At 67.4% G+C, this 18105-nt stretch carries 16 protein-coding genes; 3 read left to right on the top strand and 13 right to left on the bottom strand.

What is annotated here, in order from left to right; translation table 11 throughout:
* Positions 1–339: 339 nt before the first annotated feature.
* The 13 genes from ACWDUD_RS18095 to ACWDUD_RS18035 all read right to left on the bottom strand — a co-directional run bounded on the left by ACWDUD_RS18095 (position 340) and on the right by ACWDUD_RS18035 (position 15195).
* Complete coding sequence (locus ACWDUD_RS18095) at positions 340–1089, bottom strand: UTRA domain-containing protein (RefSeq protein WP_450110179.1); 750 nt, start codon at positions 1087–1089, stop codon at positions 340–342.
* Between the two features lie 130 nt (positions 1090–1219).
* Entirely contained in the window at positions 1220–2026 is an 807-nt protein-coding gene (locus tag ACWDUD_RS18090) for a GntR family transcriptional regulator (RefSeq protein WP_450110178.1), read from the bottom strand.
* Positions 2027–2131: 105 nt separating this feature from the next.
* Entirely contained in the window at positions 2132–3466 is a 1335-nt protein-coding gene (locus ACWDUD_RS18085) for an NtaA/DmoA family FMN-dependent monooxygenase (protein WP_450110177.1), read from the bottom strand.
* Positions 3467–3732: 266 nt separating this feature from the next.
* A complete protein-coding gene (locus ACWDUD_RS18080; RefSeq protein WP_450110176.1) occupies positions 3733–4764 on the bottom strand; it encodes an ABC transporter permease in 1032 nt (343 codons plus the stop codon).
* Positions 4765–4786: 22 nt separating this feature from the next.
* Entirely contained in the window at positions 4787–6322 is a 1536-nt protein-coding gene (locus tag ACWDUD_RS18075; protein WP_450110175.1) for a sugar ABC transporter ATP-binding protein, read from the bottom strand.
* Positions 6309–7487 carry a sugar ABC transporter substrate-binding protein gene (locus ACWDUD_RS18070; protein WP_248675841.1) on the bottom strand — a complete coding sequence of 393 codons (1179 nt, stop codon included), beginning with the start codon at positions 7485–7487 and terminating at the stop codon, positions 6309–6311. The genes ACWDUD_RS18075 and ACWDUD_RS18070 overlap by 14 nt, the downstream gene beginning before the upstream one ends.
* Before the next feature lie 127 nt (positions 7488–7614).
* Entirely contained in the window at positions 7615–8265 is a 651-nt protein-coding gene (locus ACWDUD_RS18065) for an isochorismatase family protein (protein ID WP_197252912.1), read from the bottom strand.
* A complete protein-coding gene (locus ACWDUD_RS18060; protein WP_450110174.1) occupies positions 8262–9749 on the bottom strand; it encodes an MFS transporter in 1488 nt (495 codons plus the stop codon). The genes ACWDUD_RS18065 and ACWDUD_RS18060 overlap by 4 nt, the downstream gene beginning before the upstream one ends.
* Positions 9742–11394: an amidase gene (locus ACWDUD_RS18055; protein ID WP_450110173.1), complete on the bottom strand. Its 1653-nt coding sequence runs from the start codon at positions 11392–11394 to the stop codon at positions 9742–9744. Before ACWDUD_RS18055 ends, ACWDUD_RS18060 begins: the two co-directional genes overlap by 8 nt.
* Positions 11391–12359 carry a carbon-nitrogen hydrolase family protein gene (locus ACWDUD_RS18050; RefSeq protein ID WP_450110172.1) on the bottom strand — a complete coding sequence of 323 codons (969 nt, stop codon included), beginning with the start codon at positions 12357–12359 and terminating at the stop codon, positions 11391–11393. Before ACWDUD_RS18050 ends, ACWDUD_RS18055 begins: the two co-directional genes overlap by 4 nt.
* Before the next feature lie 75 nt (positions 12360–12434).
* Complete coding sequence (gene rutA, locus ACWDUD_RS18045; RefSeq protein WP_450110171.1) at positions 12435–13520, bottom strand: pyrimidine utilization protein A; 1086 nt, start codon at positions 13518–13520, stop codon at positions 12435–12437.
* 129 nt (positions 13521–13649) lie between these two features.
* Positions 13650–14687 carry a LacI family DNA-binding transcriptional regulator gene (locus ACWDUD_RS18040; RefSeq protein ID WP_138998028.1) on the bottom strand — a complete coding sequence of 346 codons (1038 nt, stop codon included), beginning with the start codon at positions 14685–14687 and terminating at the stop codon, positions 13650–13652.
* A gap of 61 nt (positions 14688–14748) precedes the next feature.
* Positions 14749–15195, bottom strand: a complete 447-nt coding sequence (locus ACWDUD_RS18035; RefSeq protein WP_450110170.1) for an excalibur calcium-binding domain-containing protein — start codon at positions 15193–15195, stop codon at positions 14749–14751.
* Between the two features lie 43 nt (positions 15196–15238).
* Between ACWDUD_RS18035 and ACWDUD_RS18030 the strand changes: the two genes are divergently transcribed.
* From ACWDUD_RS18030 to mreB, 3 genes are all read left to right on the top strand, one after another.
* Complete coding sequence (locus ACWDUD_RS18030) at positions 15239–15514, top strand: hypothetical protein (protein WP_450110169.1); 276 nt, start codon at positions 15239–15241, stop codon at positions 15512–15514.
* Between the two features lie 514 nt (positions 15515–16028).
* The gene (locus tag ACWDUD_RS18025; RefSeq protein ID WP_450110168.1) at positions 16029–16799 is read left to right on the top strand and encodes a replication protein; all 771 of its coding nucleotides are present in this window, start codon (positions 16029–16031) and stop codon (positions 16797–16799) included.
* A 244-nt stretch (positions 16800–17043) separates the two neighbouring features.
* Complete coding sequence (gene mreB / locus ACWDUD_RS18020; protein WP_450110167.1) at positions 17044–18033, top strand: rod shape-determining protein MreB; 990 nt, start codon at positions 17044–17046, stop codon at positions 18031–18033.
* Positions 18034–18105: the final 72 nt, after the last annotated feature.

Raw genomic sequence — 18105 nt, 5'->3', positions numbered from 1 at the left:
TGCCTCGCATCGGTCGGGCACGGGATCGAGTTCACGGCGACACCACACAACTCGTTCGCCTCAGTGACGACGACCAGTCAATGCGGTATCGATTGCGCCGCATGGTCGGTGCATTTGCGCGTCGATTGCGCCGTGTAACCCTCTGCGACACAGCCTGTCACCGAACGATTTACGCAGGTCACGGACGTCGAGTTGGCGACGGATCACAGTAGGTCTCGATCAAAACGCCGAGGACGAACTCGAATTCGCCGCAGCTTCAACCACCCCGAACGCAAGAGTGCCCGCATTCCTCCGAAGGAATGCGGGCACGTAGCCTTCGAGCCGATCGTCAGCTGCACATCACAGTGCCACCTTCTCCGGAGCACTGCCGAGCGGGAAGGACACCCGATCGGCTCGGTAGTACGAGAACGTGTACTCCTGCACCGTCCCCTCCACGTCACGGAGGACCTGTTCGCGCATGAGCACCGGGGAACCCTCGCGCAGGCCGAGCACGCGGGCCGTATCCGTATCGCAGGCCACCGCGTCGATCACCGTGTCCACCTTGCCCAGCGGGACACCGTAGACGAACTCGAAGGCGTCGGCGAGACTCGGGCACCGCTGCCACACCTTGGGTTGCTGGTACTGCTCGCGGTAGTACGCCATCCGTACTCCCAGCGGCTCCACGCCGGAACCCGTGACGTGCTCGAAGACGTGCTCGACGAGCCCCACGTGCGTGTCGTGGGTGCCCAGCCGCGACCGGATCGACGGCCCCGACGGCACCACGCGATTGTCGGTCTGCCGCACCGCGAATCCCGGTGGCGTGTGCCACGGCAGGATGTCGTCGACGGGGACCTGGAAGTACTCCTGCCGCACCCGCGTGCCCGTACGGCGGCGACGTTCCACGAGGCCTTCGGCGGCGAGTTGCTGCAGCGCCTCCCGAACCCGGGCGCGCGGAATGCCCATCGTCTTGACGAGACGGTCCTCGACGAGTTGCTCGTCGTCGACCAGAAAACCCGACCTGATCAGCGATCGGATGAGGCCGTATGCGCGACGTGTCTGATTGGTCGCCCCTCTGGCAGGCGAATCCTCCCGAAGCATTTCCTGTTGCACTGTGCCTCCTGGATCCCTGATACCGAACGTCACGCCGGTACCGGGTCTTTTTACCCCATCGGCGTTTCGGGATCGTTACACCGACAGGCCCCTCGGATGCGGGAGAATTCGCCCAGCGGAGTGAAAGTTGTCAATCACGCTGTGGCCCACCAGTTGTCGCGTGCAGGTGCGGTGACGCGACCGATACCGTAGACGGCCGGCCGTGGACGAATGTGACGCGATCGGCTCGGTAGTGATCGAAGGCGATCTGGATCGGCCGTTCGTGAGAGTCGTAGAAGGTCTGGTTCCGCACGACGACCGCGGAGCCCTCCGATATCCCGAGAATCCGGGCGGTACGGCCGTCGGCCGTCGTCGCCCCGATCGACGTGTCGATCCGGGACACCGTCCGGCCGAAGAACCGAGAGGCGACCTCGCTCATCGCAGCCCGGCCCTCGTAACTCACAGCGTCGAAGGACGATCGGAAGTACGCCGTGCGAATCCCGATCACTGCCCCCTTCAGCGCAAAGTGGTTCTCTATCATCCGCAGTCGTCGATCCGATGTCGAGAGTCTGGTTCTCAGCAACGAGGTGCTGGGAACGATGCGTTGCTCGGTGATCACGATGTCCATCTCGTCCGACGGGGCGTCGGCGACGCGAATGTCCTCCAGCGCGATCCGGACTCCGGTGTTCACCACGATCGTGCCACTGCGCGGATGTCGCACGACGACTCCCTCGTCCGCCAGTTTCCGAAGCGCTTCACGCACGGCGGTGCGACTGGCGTCGAGAGCGGCGATCAGCTGATCCTCGACGAGTACCTGGTCTTCTGCGTAGATTCCCTCCCGCACCGAGGCCAGCAGCATGTCGTGCACTCGCCGCGAGAGGGTGTTGCGGTTACCCGCCGATCCGCCCACCGCTCGCGGATGGGTGGCTCGTTGTCTCATGATGACGTTCTCGTTCATACTCGTCGACCTCTCGGGTTCCGAATCCCCGGCGGCCCGCAGGTCTGCCGAACGCGGTCGAGGACCGCACCGGGCAGATGCAGTCCTCGACCGGATTCCGCCGGGTCAGAATTCGTGGATGTTCTCGTTCAGGGTCGTGTAGGTGTAACCGTCGCGGATCGCTCCGCGACGCTTCAGCGCCGGCGCGAGGCCGTCGGCGATCTCCGCGATGCTGTGGCGGGTCATCGGCGAGTACAGCAGGAAGCCGTCCCCGCCCACCTCGTCCATGATCTCCTCCATCTTCGCGGCCACGGTGTCCGGGCTGCCCACCAATCCGAGGTCGGTGATCTGGAAGGACTCCGCCGCGACCTCCCGCAGCGTCTTGCCTTCGGTGTCCTGGAAGAGGTTGGCGATCGACGAACGTTCGCCGTTGCCCTTGGACAGGTCGATCTGATCGACCGGGGTGTCGAGGTCGATCGATCCGAAGTCGATCCGCCCGCCGCTCGTGTAGCTCATGTTCCACAGGTTGTACTCGACCGCGACGTCGGTGTACCGGTAACGGCGCAGCGCCTCGGCCTTCTCCTGCGCTTCCGCGTCCGTGGGGGCGACGATCGGGGTCGCGAGGAACAGCAGCTTGATGTCGCTGGGCTTGCGGCCGTGGGCGAGCATTCGACGGTGAATGTCCTCGCGGTAGGCCTTCATATCCTCGACCGTCTTGCACATGGCCATCTGCGTGTCGCCGTGGCGCGCCGCGAGTTCGCGACCCGGCACCGAGCCGCCCGCCGAGACGACCGGGATGTCCCGCTGCGGCCCGGGGATGGTGTTGAGCGGACCGCGGGAGCGGAAGTACTTCCCCTCGAAGTTGATGGGGTGGACCTTGGTGTGGTCGGCGTAGATGCCGTTCACGTCGTCGGCGACCACCGCGTCGACGTCCCACGAGTACTGCAGCTGCTTGACGACCTCGACCCACTCCTCGGCCATCTTGTACCGCTCGTCGTGGTCGAAATGCTGGTCGTAGCCGAAGTTCTGGGCCACACGGTCGGTGACGGAGGTGACGACGTTCATGCCGACGCGTCCCTCGGTGAGATGGTCGAGCGTCGTGTAGAGCCGGGCGGCGAGGTAGGGGTGGTACTGGATGGTCGAGACGGTCGGAACGATACCGATGTGCTTGGTGCGCTGGGCCATCAGCGGCACGAGTGGCATCGGGTCGTTCTTCGGTGCCATGAAGCCCCGTCGAAGCGACACCTCTGCGGATCCGTTGTAGCTGTCCTCGACCATCGCGGTGTCCTCGATGAGGATGTAGTCGAAGCAGGCGCGCTCGAGCGATGCTGCGAGATCGACGTACAGGTCGGGCTTCATCCAATCCCGCATGTTCGCACCGGTGTACACACCGTCGCCTCCCGCAGGGTTCCAAGGCTGAATACCGAAGCCGCTCCCGAGAAACCATCCGAGATGAAACATGTTCTCTGCCTTTCACTTCTGCCGATAGACGCCCGCTCGTTCGCGGATACTGCGCAGTCTTCTCGGGGCAGGGAGGCGATTCCGTTCCGCCTCGGTAACACACGCGTTGCGCAACTCGGTGGTCGGCAGTCGTGGCCGTCGGCGCTGCATCGAAGCACGAGCCTCGACGTGTTGCGCAACCGTGACAGCGGCGCAACACAGGGAGGCAGACAGAACCCCCGGGCCGGGACTCATGCGGTCCCGGCCCGGGGGTCACGGGCACCGACTCAGCGCTTTCCACGGGAGGCGGTGCGACGACGGACCGCGCCGGACAGCGCGACCGCGATCACCAGCGCGCCGCCGTAGAACAACTGCTGGACGAAGCTGGCCACGCCGAGCATCTGCAGCCCGACGACACCCGCGACCAGGAAGTAGACGGCGACGAGGGTGCCGAAGGCGTTGAATCGGCCGGGGACGATCGCGGTGGCGCCGAGGAAGGCGGCGGCGAAGGCGGGCAGCATGAACGACTGTCCCGACGACGGGTCCGCGCCGCTGAGCATGCCGGCGTACACGATGCCGGCGAGCGCGGCGACGAACGCCGACGTCACGAGCGCGCCACCGCGGATGCGGTCGACGTGCAGGCCGCTCAACCGGGCGACCTGCGCGCCGCGGCCGACGAACAGCAGCCGGCGTCCGATCGGGGTGTACTGGAACACCACGGCCGTGACGAGGACGAGCGCCAGCGCGTAGTAGAACTGCAGCGACACTCCGAAGACGCGGGTGCCGATGGTGGCGTCGACGAGCCCCGAGTCGATACCGGTGACCGATGTCGAGTCCGAGATCCACTGCACGACACCGAGAACCACGGTTCCGCTGCCGAGTGTCGCGATGAACGAGTCGATCTGCAGCCGCACGACCAGCAGCGCGTTGACGAGGCCGACGAACACCGCCGCGAGGATCGCGACGAGAATGGCAGGCAGCAGCGACCAGCCGTGCTGGACGTTGAGTACCGCGATCGTCATGGCCGCCAGCGACATGGTCGACACCGCGGACAGGTCGAATTCGCCTGCGGTGAGCGGCACGATCAGGCCCAGCGCCAGGATGAGCAGTACCGCCTGGGAGCCGAGGATGTTCTGCAGGTTGTTGGCGGTCGGGTAGACCTCGGGGCGCAGCACACTGAAGAAGACGACGACTGCGACGAGCGCGAGGACGAGGGCGTACTTCTCGAACAGCGGTCCGAGCGACAGGCGTCTCTTCGGTGGTGCTTCTTCAGGCGCGACGGTGTTCGGGGCTGCGGTCTTGTCGATGGTGACGGACATCAGGCATTCACTTCCTGTCGGGTCAGGCCGAGGACACTGTCCTCAGACCGAGAACACTGTCCGAGATGTGCTGCTTGGAGAGGTTGTCGCCGGTGAGTTCGGCGACAATGTGACCGTGGGAGAACACGAGAACGCGGTTGCACAGCACCGACAGTTGCTCGTAGTCGGAACTGGCGACGACGATGCCCGCTCCCCCGTTCGCGGTGTCGCGCAGCATCTCGAAGATGCGTGCGCGGGCACCGATGTCGACGCCCTGGGTGGGCTCGGCGAGCAGGACCAGTTGCGGATCGATCTGGAGCCACTTGTCGAGCAGGGCCTTCTGCTGATTGCCGCCGGAGAGCGACCCGTACACGGCCTGCGGATCGCGGGGGCGGACGTCGCAGTGCTCGGCAAGCGCGGTGGCGACGGCGTTCAGCGCACGCGGTTTCACGAAGCCGCTGCCGAGGATCGGGAGCGTGACGTTCTCGGCGACCGTCAGTTCCGGCGCACTCCCCTCGACCTTGCGGTCCGGCGGCACGTAGACGACCTTGCGGGCGAGCGAGTCGATCGGCGTCGTGGTGGGTAGCGCGACGTCGTCCGATCCGATCGTCATGCGCCCGCCGTGTGCGGGTTTCGCGCCGTACAGCGCGGCGAGCACGTCGTCGTAGCCGGATCCGGCGATCCCCGTGAGCCCGACGATCTCACCGGGACGCACCTCGAACGTGATGCCGTCCACGGTGGGCGTCTCCAGTTCGACGACGCGTGCGAGCGGCGGCACGTCGTCGAAGTCGCGGACCGGCCCGGCGACCCGGGGATCGGCGGAATCGAGGCTGCGGCCGACGATGAGGTCGATCAGCGAGGTGGCGGTGAGATCGCGGGTGCGGTGCGTGCCCTGCGACACCCCGTCGCGCAGCACGGTGACGCGGTCGGTGTGGTCGAGCACCTCGTCGAGGTCGTGGGAGACGAACAGGACGGCGGCCTTGCGGTCGGCGACGATCTCCCGGACGACGGAGAACAGCAGGTCGGTGCCTTCGCGCGGGAGGAACACGGTGGGTTCGTCGAGGACGAGCAGCGTGCGGCGGTCGCCGAGTTCCTCGGTGGCGCGCAGGATCGCGACCAGCGCCCGTTCGGTCTCGTTGAGGCTCGACACCGGAGCCTCCGGATCGACGTCGAGGCCGAAGCGCTCGAACAGTGCTCGTGCGGTGCGCCTTTCGCGGCGCCACGAGATCCACGGCTTCGATTCGGCGACCACCGGACCGACCCGCAGGTTCTCGACGACGGACAGGTCCGGGACGAGGGCGAGGTCCTGGTGCACGAAACTGATGCCCAGGTCGCGGAATCCGCCGGCCGGCACCGGGAGCGGCACGTCCCGGCCGCGCACCTGCAGGGCGGCGCCCGCGTCGGGGGCGTGGAATCCGGCGAGCACCTTGATGAGGGTGGACTTCCCGGAACCGTTCTCTCCCAGCAGGCCGTGGACCTCACCGGCATGGATCGTCAGGTTCACGTTCTTCAGGACGGTGTGGTCGCCGAACGTCTTGGAGAGCCCGACGATGTTGACGATCGGATCAAGGCTGCTCACTGGGCCCCCAGATGGCTTCGTATCCGGTGACGTAGGCGGTGCCGTATCCCTTGTCGGGCTGCGGCGGGGTGCCGGTCTCGTCGATGTTGTCGGCGGTGATCAGCTTGAGCGGGGTCTCCTGCGCGCCGTCCGCGACGGGTTCGTAGCCCAGCAGCAGTCGGCCGGCCTGGTCCAGGGTCGCCCACGCGAGCCACGGGATGGATTCGCCGACGTTCATGGTGACGATGCCGTCGTCCTGCTGGATCTTGAGCACGGCGGGCGTGCCGTTGACCGAGGAGATCTCGACCTGCCCGGTCTTACCGGCGGCCTTGATCCCGGACTGCGCGTAGAGGGACATGGAGTCGTAGATCGGCAGGATGAAGTTGATGTTGGGGTCGGCCGACAGCGCGGACTGCACTTCGGACTGGATCTTGGTGGCCCACTCGGCCACCGGAACGTTGACGATCTTGTAGGTGCACTTCGGGCAGTACTGCGCGATCTCGTCCTCCATCGCCGCGACCTCGGCCTTGGCGGGCGGTACCTCGTTGGAGGTGATGATCAGGGCGTTGCCGTCGCCCTCGGTTCGGTCGATCATCCAGTCGACGGTGAGCCGGTTGGCTTCCGAGAGGGGTGCGTCGGTGGTGGCGTCGACGAGTCCCACGAGGTCCGCGGGCAACGGTTCGCCACGCAGGATCGTGTGGGTGAGGAGAACGGGAATGCCTGCCGCGTCGGCCTTTTGGAGCGCCGGTTTGATGAGGGATGCGTCGACGCCCTGGGACAGGATGATGAGGTCGACCTTCTGGTTGACGGCCTGCTCGACGCCGGTGGCCCACTGGGTGGGCTGGCCCTGGTTGGTGTATTCGATCCAGGTGGCGCCGTAGCGTTCGGCGACCTTCTTCGATTCCTCGTCGACCGCGACGTTGTAGGGGTTCTCGCTGTTGGTGGGGATGGAGAAGATGGTCTTGCCGGCGATGTCCTTCATGGGGAACGGTTCGGCCTCGAGCGTGAACTCGGGGTCGGACTCGTACATCGCGAGCTGCGCCCGGGCGTACTCGAGTCCGGCGGCGACATCCGCGTCCGACACGTCGGCGCCGCCGGATCCGTCGCTGCTGCAGGCGACGAGACCGAGAGAAGCGGTGAAGGCGAGCGCCGCGAGGGCGGCGCGACCGGGTCGAGGAAGACGCATGGATTCTCCTGGGGAAACGAAGTGAGCGATGGAGCGTCCCCGCCGTTGGGGACCCGACCGGGAAGATGATGACTTCGAATGTATTGCGTGACGTGTTGCCTGCGGCAACGCGCGTGGATCATTCGTGTTAATTGCCGGACGACAGCGCGCGGAGGTACTCCTGGGCGCGCGACAGCGGCCACACTTCGGCCATCTTCTGCTGCATGTCGAACAGGTTCGACCGATGGATTGCAGAATCACGGTCCCCGACCGCGTCTTCCACGACGATCGGGATGAAACCGTGCTGCATGGCGTCGAGAGTCGTCGCCCGGACGCACCCACTGGTCGACAGACCCGCGATGAGAACGGTGTCGACACCGAGCCAGGTCAGGTGCGAGTTCAACGTGGTGCCGAAGAACGCGCTGGGATACTTCTTGGTCACCAGCATCTCGGCACAGGTCGGCTCGAGACCGTCGATGAATTCCCCGTACGGGCTGCCCTCGCAGAACGCGACGAGCGTGCCGGACTTCTTGAAGAACACGCCCGCGTCGGACCCGTCGGCGCGGAGGCGAACCTCGGTGATCACCACCGGGATTCCGGCCTCGCGGGCCTCGGCGAGCAGCGTGCGCATCGCCTCGACGTTCTCCTCCACACCCGCATACAGCGGGCAGTCGGGGTCGATGTAGGCGCGGGCCGGATCGACGACGATCAGGGCGGGGCGGGCACCGGGTTCGAGTTCCTGACCGAAGCCGGCGCGGGCGTAGTCCTCCGCCTGGGCGGCGCGATCGGCGATGGTCATGCTGACTCCTTCAACGTGGAAACAGAATCGAGTGTGTGGACGGTCGCCGCCGGATTGCGGCGTGGAAAGGCAAGGCACACCACGACACCGGCGAGAGCGACGAGGCCGAGTGCGATGCCGACGACGCGGACGTTGTCGACGAACCGGGTCACCTCGCCGCTGCCGAGCGAGCCGAGGGTGCCGCCGTACGCGGCCTGCCGCGCCGCGGTGCTCAGCCCTGCGGTCGCGAACACGAGTGCGAGTGCGGTGCTCAGCAGATAGCCGACGTTCTGCAGCGTCGATCGCAGTCCGTTGGCGATTCCGCGGCGGTCGGCGGGTGCGGTCAGCATGAGCGCGCTCGTCGAGGGCGTCATGAACAGTCCTGTCCCGCAACCGAGCACGAACAGGAACGGTGCCGTCGCGCCGAGCGAACCGCCGTCGGGCGAGAGCATCAGGGCGACGCCGAACAGTCCGACGGCGTTGAGCGCCATGCCCGTCGCGGTGAGCGTGCGGGGACCGAACCGCAGCATCAGCGATCCTGCGGCGGAGGCGGCCACGACCGTGCCGATCGCGACGGGCATCACCAGCGCCCCGGCGGTCACGGCCGAGATCCCGCTCACCGCTTGCCCGTACAACGACACGAGCAGCGTCACCGCGTAGGTGGCGACCGCGTTGACGAGCACCGCGGCGAGCACGAGTGCGATACCCCGGTTGCGGAACAGCGTCACGTCGACGAGCGGATGCGTGCGCCGGATCTGCACGGCCACGAACACGACGGCGAGGACGACACTCACACCGCCGCACGCCCACGGCAGCCACGGCAACGAACTCACGCCGGGGGTCAGCGCGAGGACCACCGCGGTGAGCAGGACCGTGGACAGCACCGCGCCGGCCACGTCGAACGGCTCCCGCTCGACGGCCTTGCGGGGACTGCGCGGAATCACCCACATCGACGCGGCGATCGCGACCAGCCCCACGGGCAGCACCACCGCGAACAGTCCGCGCCACCCGAACGCCGCGGTCGCGGCCCCGCCGATCAGCGGTCCGACCACCTGGGCGACGGCCGCGACGGTTGCGTTCCACCCGAGCGCCCGGCCCAGGATGTGAGGGGGGAAAGTGTCCGTGAGCAGGGCCGTGTTGTTGGTGACGACGGCCGCTGCCCCGGCACCCTGGAGGACGCGGGCGGCGATGAGCCATCCGGCGGACGGTGCAAGCATGCACAGCCCGGTCGACACCGTGAAGGTGACGAGCCCGGCGAGGTAGAGCGGCCGGCGGCCGATGATGTCGGCGAGGCGGCCGAACACCAGGATCAGTGCCGTGGTGACGAGCATGTAGCCGAGCAGGATCCACGTCGACTGGGCCCCGGACGCGTCCAGCTCCCGCGCGACGGTCGGCAGCGCGACCGTCAGACCGCTCAGGCTCAGGAACACCGCGACCACGCCGATGCTCAGGGCGGCGAACACCCGCCACGGGTGCGGATGACGCTGTGTGACAAGGCTATCCATCGGCACGTCGGGTGTGGACGTCGGTGACGGTCTGCAACACGTGCGCCAGGCGCAGGCACGTGTCGTCGGCCCACGGCCGCCCCACCAGCTGCACCCCGACGGGCAGTCCGTCGACGAATCCGGCCGGTGCCATGACCGCGGGGAATCCGAGGTAGTCGAACAGGCTCGTGTTGCGGCCCACGATCGGCTGCATGGGGTGGCGGACGCCGTCGATCTCGACGGTGACGTCGGACAGCCGTGCGGCGGTCGCGCCGATGCCGGGGGTGACGAGCACGTCGATGCCCGCGACGTCGAACGCATCGACCGCTGCCCGCTGGGCGAGGGTGCGGCGGCGCACCGCGCGCAGGTAGTCGACCGCGGAGGGGACGAGTCCGCGTGCGATGCGGACCTGCGTGCCGATGTCGTAGTCCGCGAACCTCGCGAGCGACCCCTCCTGGTTCGAGGCGAGTTCGCTGGTCATCACGATCGTCACGTCGTCGTGGATGCGCTGGGCGTCGGGGATGTCGACGGCCACGACGTCGGCGCCGAGGTCGCGGAAGGTCTCCACGACCGCGTCCCATGCGCCGAGCACCGCGGCGTCGCACAGGTCGGTGAACCACGCGGTCGGGATGCCGATCCGGACACCGGCGAGCGCCGGGTCGGTCGCGGTGCCGGTGGTCGCGAGAGCGTCCTGCACCTGCTGGGCGACCGGCGCAGGCGCGGCCGCGGGATCGTGCCCGTCGGGTCCGGCGAGAAGGTCGAGGACGATCCGCAGGTCGACGGCGGAGCGCGCCATGGGTCCGATGTGGTCGAGGGTCCACGACAGCGACGCGACGCCGGTGCGCGGGACGAGACCGTAGGTCGGTTTGATGCCGGTGAGGTTGCACAGCGCGCTCGGGACTCGGATCGATCCGCCGGTGTCGGTGCCGAGGGCCAGCGGGACCAGCCGTGCCGCGAGGGCTCCCGCAGAGCCGGTCGACGAGCCGCCGGTCCAGCGCGACCGGTCCCACGGGTTCGTGACCGGACCGTACCGAGCGTTGTGCGGTGCACCGCACGCGAATTCGGTGGTCGCGGTGATCAGGACCGGAATCGCGCCGGCGGCGCGCAGTCGCGCCACGGCGGTCGAATCGGCGGCGGCGACGCGGTCACCGGTGGTGCGCGATCCCGCGGTGACGGGTGCACCGGCGACGTCGATGATGTCCTTGACAGCGAAGAAGATCCCTTCGAGCGGGCGGGCGGTCCCGTCCGTCCAGCGCCGGCCGGATTCCGCGGCCGCACCGTCGGCGCCGTCGACGACGGCGAGCACCGCTCCCCCGGCGAGCGCCGGGTCGGTCCAGCGGGAGCGCAGCGCGGCGAGCACCGCGCTCGGCGTGGTGCTCCCGGACGCATACGCCGCCAGGAGGTCGCGGACCCCGAGTTCATGGAGCGGCACGTCTACCGACACAGCGTCCGTGGGGGCGGGTATCGGGGGTTGCGGGACCGGGCTCGACGCCAGCAGCGCCACGGAATGCGCGGGCTCGCAGGGGGGCCCGTCCGGCACCGGCTCGAGCGGCACGAGCCGCGACGCGTCGAGCAGCGGCGCCATGTCGACGCGAGCCTGCGGCAGCAGGTCGTCGACGGTGGTGGCCGCGGTCGCGGTCAGGTCGGGATAGTCGGTCGCGGTCATCCGACCACCTCCTTCGGGACAGCGGACGGACGCGGGAGCGGCGCGGCGCGCACGGTCCCGTCGGTGAGGTCGGCGAGCAGGCGCAGCACGTCGGGGCGGCGGTCGCGGGCCAGCGGGAACGAGGCCCGGCGCGCGGGCACGGCATCGAGGTCGATGGTGACGCGCAGGGTCTCCCCCGAACTGTGGGCCGGAGCCTGGGCGACGATCTCACCGCTCGGGGAGATCACGCAGGACAGACCGAAGTAGTCGACGGTCACACCGTTGAGGGTTTCGGGGCCGCCGCGGTTGGCAGCGATGATCCAGGTCTGCGATTCCAGTGCACGGGTTTGCAGTTCGGCGAGGAACAGGTCTTCACGGCTGCCGAGCGACGAGACGATCGCGAGCATCACTTCCGCGCCGAGTGCGCGCGCGACCGCCCAATATTCGGGGAAGGTGCGGTCGTAGCAGATGACGCAGCCGAAGCGGGTGCCGAACGCGTCGACGGTGGCCGGTGCCTGTCCGGGCGAGAAGTGGTATTTCTCGTCGATGTCGACGTCGCCGACCTTGCTCGCGGGCAGCGACAGCTTGCGATAGGCCGGCACGCTTCCGCCGTCGGGGGTGCGCCACGTGAGCACCTCGCCGGTCGGGTCGATCAGCACGACGGAGTTGTGGGTGACGTCGTGGGCGGTACGCTCGAACATGCCGAAGGTGATGGCGCAGCCCAGTTCTCGCGCGAGGTCGCCGAACAGGTCGGTGGCGTCTCCCGGGATCGTCTGTGCCCACGGGGTGCGGTCGACGTCGTGGCTCGTGCAGAAGTAGGGGGTGGTGATCAGTTCCGGGAGGACCACCAGGTCGGGTGTGCTGCCGTCGTCTGCGGGTGCCGCCGCGGTGCGGACGAGTGCGGCGAGTTGTGCCAGGTTGCCGAGGAGGTCCTCGGTCAGTTCGCCGGCCTGCACGATGGCGACGTCGAGGGTGCGCGAAGTCAAAGAGGAACCTCCGGGGAGAAATGGGGACGGGTGGGAGCGCGGCCTGCTGCACGCGCTCCCACCCGTCGTTCGGGGTCAGGCCGCTTCGGCCGCGATGGTGTTGCGGCTCTTCATGAGCGGCTGGATACGGGTACCGAAGTTCTCGATGCCCTGCACGAAGTCGTCGAAGGTGAGCATGATGCCCTTGATGCCCTCGAGCTCGGCGACCTCGTCGAGCATCTTCGCGACGGTCTCGTACGACCCGACGAGGGTGCCCATGTTGAAGTTCACCGCACCCTCGGGCAGCGAGATGGTCTTGGCGGTCGAGGCGTCGTCGGCGGTGGCGTCGGCCGCGGACTGGTCGGCCATGTAACCGAGGGCCTCGAGGTCGGCGTTGTCGTGGTAGTCCTGCCACTTCGCCTGTGCCGCTTCGTCCGTCTCGTCGGCGATGATCATGAACAGGGTCAGCGCGCCCACGTCGCGGCCCGTGGTCGCGGCGGCATCGGCCAGCGTCTTGACCGAGTCGGAGATCGCGGTGGGGGTGTTGATGCCGGTGCCCATGATGAAGTTGAAGTCGGCCATCTCGGACGCGAACTTCATGCCGCTCTTGGACTGTCCGGCCGCGACGATCGGAACGCCGCCGCCGGTCGGGCTCGGCGAGAGGACGCACTCGTCCATCGTGTAGTGCTCGCCCTTGAAGTTGCTGACGCCGTCGGCCCACAGCTGCTTCATGACCGTGACGTACTCGGTGGCCTGCGCGTAGCGGTAGCCGAAGTACTCCTCCCCCGGCCACAGACCCATCTGCGTGTATTCGTTGGGGGCCCAACCGGTCACGATGTTGACGCCGAAGCGGCCGGGAGCGATCGAGTCGATGGTCGAGGCCATGCGGGCCACGATGGCCGGCGGCAGGGTGAGGATCGCAGTCGAGGCGAACAGCTTGATCTTCTCGGTGACGGCCGCGAGACCCGCCATGAGAGTGAAGGATTCGAGGTTGTGGTCCCAGAACTCGGTCTCACCACCGAAGCCCTTGAGCTTGATCATCGACAGCGCGAAGTCGAGTCCGTGCTCCTCGGCCTTCTGCACGACCGCCTTGTTGAGCTCGAACGAGGGCATGTACTGCGGAGCGCTCTTGGAGATGAGCCAGCCGTTGTTGCCGATGGGGATGAATACGCCGATGTCCATGGTCACTCCTGAAGGTGGGGAGATTCGAGGAAGCGAACTGGGCCGCGCTGTCCGGCTCGCTGTGACTTCGAATGTATGCAGGAGTTATTGCTGGTTCGGGACCGTCCGGTAACGGACCTGTTGCCTATGTTAACGATCATGAACGGGTTGAGCGCACGGCGCCACACTCCCCCGCTGCATCCACTCCACCTCGAAGTTCCGGTGCACGGGAGCACCCGCCGCGCCGTCGATCCGCGCCAGCAACAACTCCGCCGCCGCGACCGCCATGTCCTCGAGCGGCTGGCGCACCGTCGTCAGATCGAAGATCGACCAGCTCGACTGCTGCAGATCGTTGTAGCCGACGATGGAAACATCGTCCGGCACATCAAGATTCAGGCGCTTCGCGGCGTCGAGGGTGCCGTAGGCCATGTAGTCGGTGGCGCAGAACACCGCCGTCGGGCGGTCCTCGCCGGCCAGCAGCTCGAGACCACCGTCCAGGCCGGTCGACGCATCCACCGGGCCGCGATACACCAGCTTCTCGTCGAGCTCGACGCCGCGCGCCGCGAGCCCGTCACGGAAACCGTTCTCGCGCAACCGGATGCTGGGGTTCTGCAGCGGACCGGAGATCAGGCCGATCCGGGTGTGCCCCAGATCCACCAGGTGATCGGCGATGAGCTTGCCACCGCCGACGTTGTCCGACGTCACGCGGTCGACCCGGCCGGCGTGCCGGTCGTCGACGTCGCGGTTGAGGATCACCAGCGGAATCTTCCAGTCGATCATCTCCGACACCATCGGCGAATCGAGCCGCGACGAGATGAACACGACCCCGTCGACCAGGCCCCCGCGCAGCGCGAGGATGTCCTTCTCGAGCGAGCCTTCGGTGCGGTCGCTCATCAACAGCACCCGGTAGTCGTGGCGCGCGAAGCAGTCCTGCAGGGTGTTCACCAGCGTCGGGTACGACGGATTGCGCAGGTCGCCGCTCACGATGCCGATGGTCGACGACTTGCGCGTGATCAGGCTGCGCGCGGTGACGTGCGGGACGTAGCCCATCTCCGCCGCGAGGGCCTGAATGCGCTCCCGCGTCTCCTCGATGACCCGCGGATCGTTCCTGAGCGCACGCGACACCGTCGACTGCGACACCCCTGCGCGGCGTGCGACGTCGTAACTGGTGACCGACTTGCTGCCCATGTCCGGATTCTAGGAGCAACCGGCGAGGACGGCCGGGTGAGCGGATCCGGCCGGGTCCCGATCAGCTCCACTCGCAGGCGACACCGTCGCCGTCGGCATCGAGCTTGGACCGATAACCGGGCTCACCTATATACAAAGGTGCCACGCCGGCCGCGCGGGCAGCAGCACAGTTCTTGTAGTAGGCGCTCGACTGCGGCGCAGGTGCCGGCGGCGTGTACTCAGGGGTGGGCGTGTACACGGGCGGCGGGGTGTACGCGGGCGTGTACACCGGAGGCGGCGGGGGCGGCGTGTAGGTCGGCGCCGTCGTCGACACGCTCGAGGGCTGTCCCCCTGAAAGTGGCTGCGTCAGATCACGCCTCGGCGCACTCGTGGTTGCGGGCACTGCCGAGCGAACCGTCGTCGATACCACCCGGGCCGGCTCCACGTCGGATCCGGAGTCCGAACCGCTCGTTCCGATGATCAGACTGCCTGCCACCACGGAAAACAACGCGACGCCGACACCGGCCATCCATCGCTTCGTACGCCGGCCTGCAGAGGTACCGGGCGACGCGTTGACGGCCGTAACGCTCGGAGGTCTCGAGGCGGCCGCGGGCGTGCGCGGCGACGGGCTCACCGGCTTGGTGAACGACACCCCGGAACTCGCGCTGCTCGACGTCGACACGAACGGTTTGAGCGTCGCACTCGATATCGTGGGCACAGCGTTCGTCGTCGACACAGACTTTGTCGTGGACACAGCGCCCGGGCCGCGAAGCCCGACACGATTCCGCTCCGTCACTCGTCCCGAGGAATCGAATCCGTACAGCTGGATGCCCCTGGCGGTCGCGTAGTCGACGGCCGTCTTTCCGTAGCCGTTGAGTGCAAAGTAGGCCATAGCGTCACGAGATCCGGCCCCGCGACTCTCGTACATCTTCGCCAGCTCGGACCGGTTGACCGGAGTTGCTCGCACCGTCACCTGGGCCACGACCCCGCGTGCCGTGATCTGCATCCGACCCGATCCTCGGGCGTCGAGGGTGAAGCCCAGCGACTTCAGGTGCCGTTCCGCGATCGCCTTCGCTTCCTTCGGTGTCAACTGCGCGGTCATGCTGCCCCTGCCGTTCACTGCTTCTACTCCGTGCCCGGAGAGTCCGGGGCGGTGTACTACAGGGTGTAGTCGTTCCGCGAGCGCCAGGCGTTACACCATCGACTCCGAAGCGAATGCGTGTTCGAAAGAATCCTTGCGCCGCCGGTAAGCCCGGTGCCAGAATGGCCCAATCGTCACGCCCGTGGCGTCACAACTGAAGAAGGCCCGCCAGGAGCTGCAACTCCCGACGGGCCGGATGTCCGACTATCGAGGAGTCGAACGTGGGCCAGAATACCCTGGCTGGCGGCGTGCGTCGTGGACCGCGCCTTGCCAGCAACTTCACCATTCTCAGCAATGCCGTCATCAACGACGAGCGCCTCTCCTTCCGCGCACGCGGCGTGCTCGTCTGGCTGTTGTCGAAGCCGGACGACTGGCACACTCGGTCCGAATCGATCGCCGCGCAGTCTCCGAAGGAAGGCCGCGACGCCGTCCGCTCGGCACTGCGCGAGCTCGCCGACCTCGGCTACCTCGTGCGCGAGAAGATCCAGGACGAACGCGGCCGGTGGAGCACGATCCAGACGGTGTACGAGGAGCCCGTGACCGGTCCGACGCCTGGAAAACCGACCCGCGGGCGCACCGACGTCGGGCAACCCGGCGCTCTTGTCAGTACAGAGAAACCAAGGACGAAAACCAACCGCTCGTCCCGAGCCGGGAAGGTCGCGCCCAGTCCCGCTGTCGGCCGGCTCGCCACGGCATGCCGGGCTGCCGGATTGACCGCGACCTTCGCCTATCTCAAGCCCGACGACGCCGCAGCCATCGACCGACTCGTCGAGACGCACGGGATCTCAGCGCTGGTCACGGCCGCGAGGTCCGTTCACCGTGCCCACGATCCGATGCGGTTCGCGCAGGCGTGGATTCCGCTGTGGCAGGCGCTCCCGGAACCGTCTGCAACACAGCCGAAATGCGCCGCGTGCGACGAGTACGGGTGGCTGCCCGACGACGAACACGGTCGTGCCGTCAGGTGCAGGTGCCGCGCCGTTACTGCGGCGTGACTTGCGTGCACCGCGGTTGGGGGAAGAATAGTCAAACATCCCAGCGCAGAGGGCACTTTCGTCACTTCGGCTCACAACCGCACCGGCTGTGGGTAGATTTCGCCCCGATATCACCCGATATTCCGGCCAACAACGCGTTGAAAGATTTCGTCGGCGGTAATCTGTGGTACGCGACATCATCCCAATGTCGCTGCCGCTGTTAACCATCTGGACGATCTCGCGGGATTTCCGGTCGGAGGCCGACGTGCGTGGATTTGGTATCGATCTCGGAACTGCCAACACTGTCGTCGGGACGCCCGAGGACGGAATAGTCGTGAACGAGCCATCATTGATGATGGTGCGAACGAAGGATCCGCATCGCGCGCTCGCGATCGGCCAGGATGCGAGTGCCCTCGTCGACCGAACTCCGGTCGGGATCACGCCGGTTCGCCCGATACGCAACGGCGTGATCGTGGATCTCGAATCGGCTCGGGCCTACGTCTCGGCCGTCATCAAGCGGGCCGCCCCGGCCCGGAGAAACGTTCTGCGGCCGACGGGAGTCATCGCGATTCCCGCAGGCGCCACCCCGCTCGAGCGTCGGGCATTGCTCGAGGTCGGGCACGAGGCCGGTCTGCGGAAGGTGGCCTTGGTGCCGGAACCTGTCGCGGGTGCCCTCGGCTGCGGGATCAATCCGCTCGAACCGCGTACCCATCTCATCGTCGACATCGGCGGCGGCACTTCGGAAGTCACCGCCATCTGCTTCGGTGGCGTCCTGTCGCACCGCAGTTGCCGGATGGCCGGCGAGGACCTGACCCGAGCGATCCACCGGTATCTGCGTGCGAAGCACGAGATCATCGTCGGCGAGCTCACCGCCGAGCGGGCGAAGGTGGGCACGACCGAGACCACCGACGGACAGACGCTCGTGGTGGAGGGCCGCGACGCCGCAACCGGCCGGGCGCGACTGCTCACCCTCGAAACCGACGAGATCATGGATGCGGTAAAGCCCGCCATGACCGGCATCGCGCAGACGCTGGCCGCATGCCTGGACGATCTTCCTCCGCGGGCGATCAGCGACATCATGGCCGAAGGCATTCTGGCGATCGGCGGCGGATCGATCCTGCGGGGCATGTCGCAGATGATCGAAGAGTCCTTCGGGCTCCCCGTGAAGACGGCCGAGCGCCCGCTCACCTGCGTCGCCGAAGGCGCGACCGCCTGCATGGACCACCCCGAGGTGGTCGCGGCCTTCAGCTCCTGACCGCTCCCCCTCGTGCGTGGTTTCGGTAGCACCCGCTACCGAAACACAAAACGTTAGTTCACACCTCAGTAC

The sequence above is a fragment of the Rhodococcus sp. NPDC003382 genome, from assembly GCF_053589135.1.
Note: the sequence above shows the minus strand (reverse complement) of the source record. Positions and strands in the feature narration are given on the sequence as shown.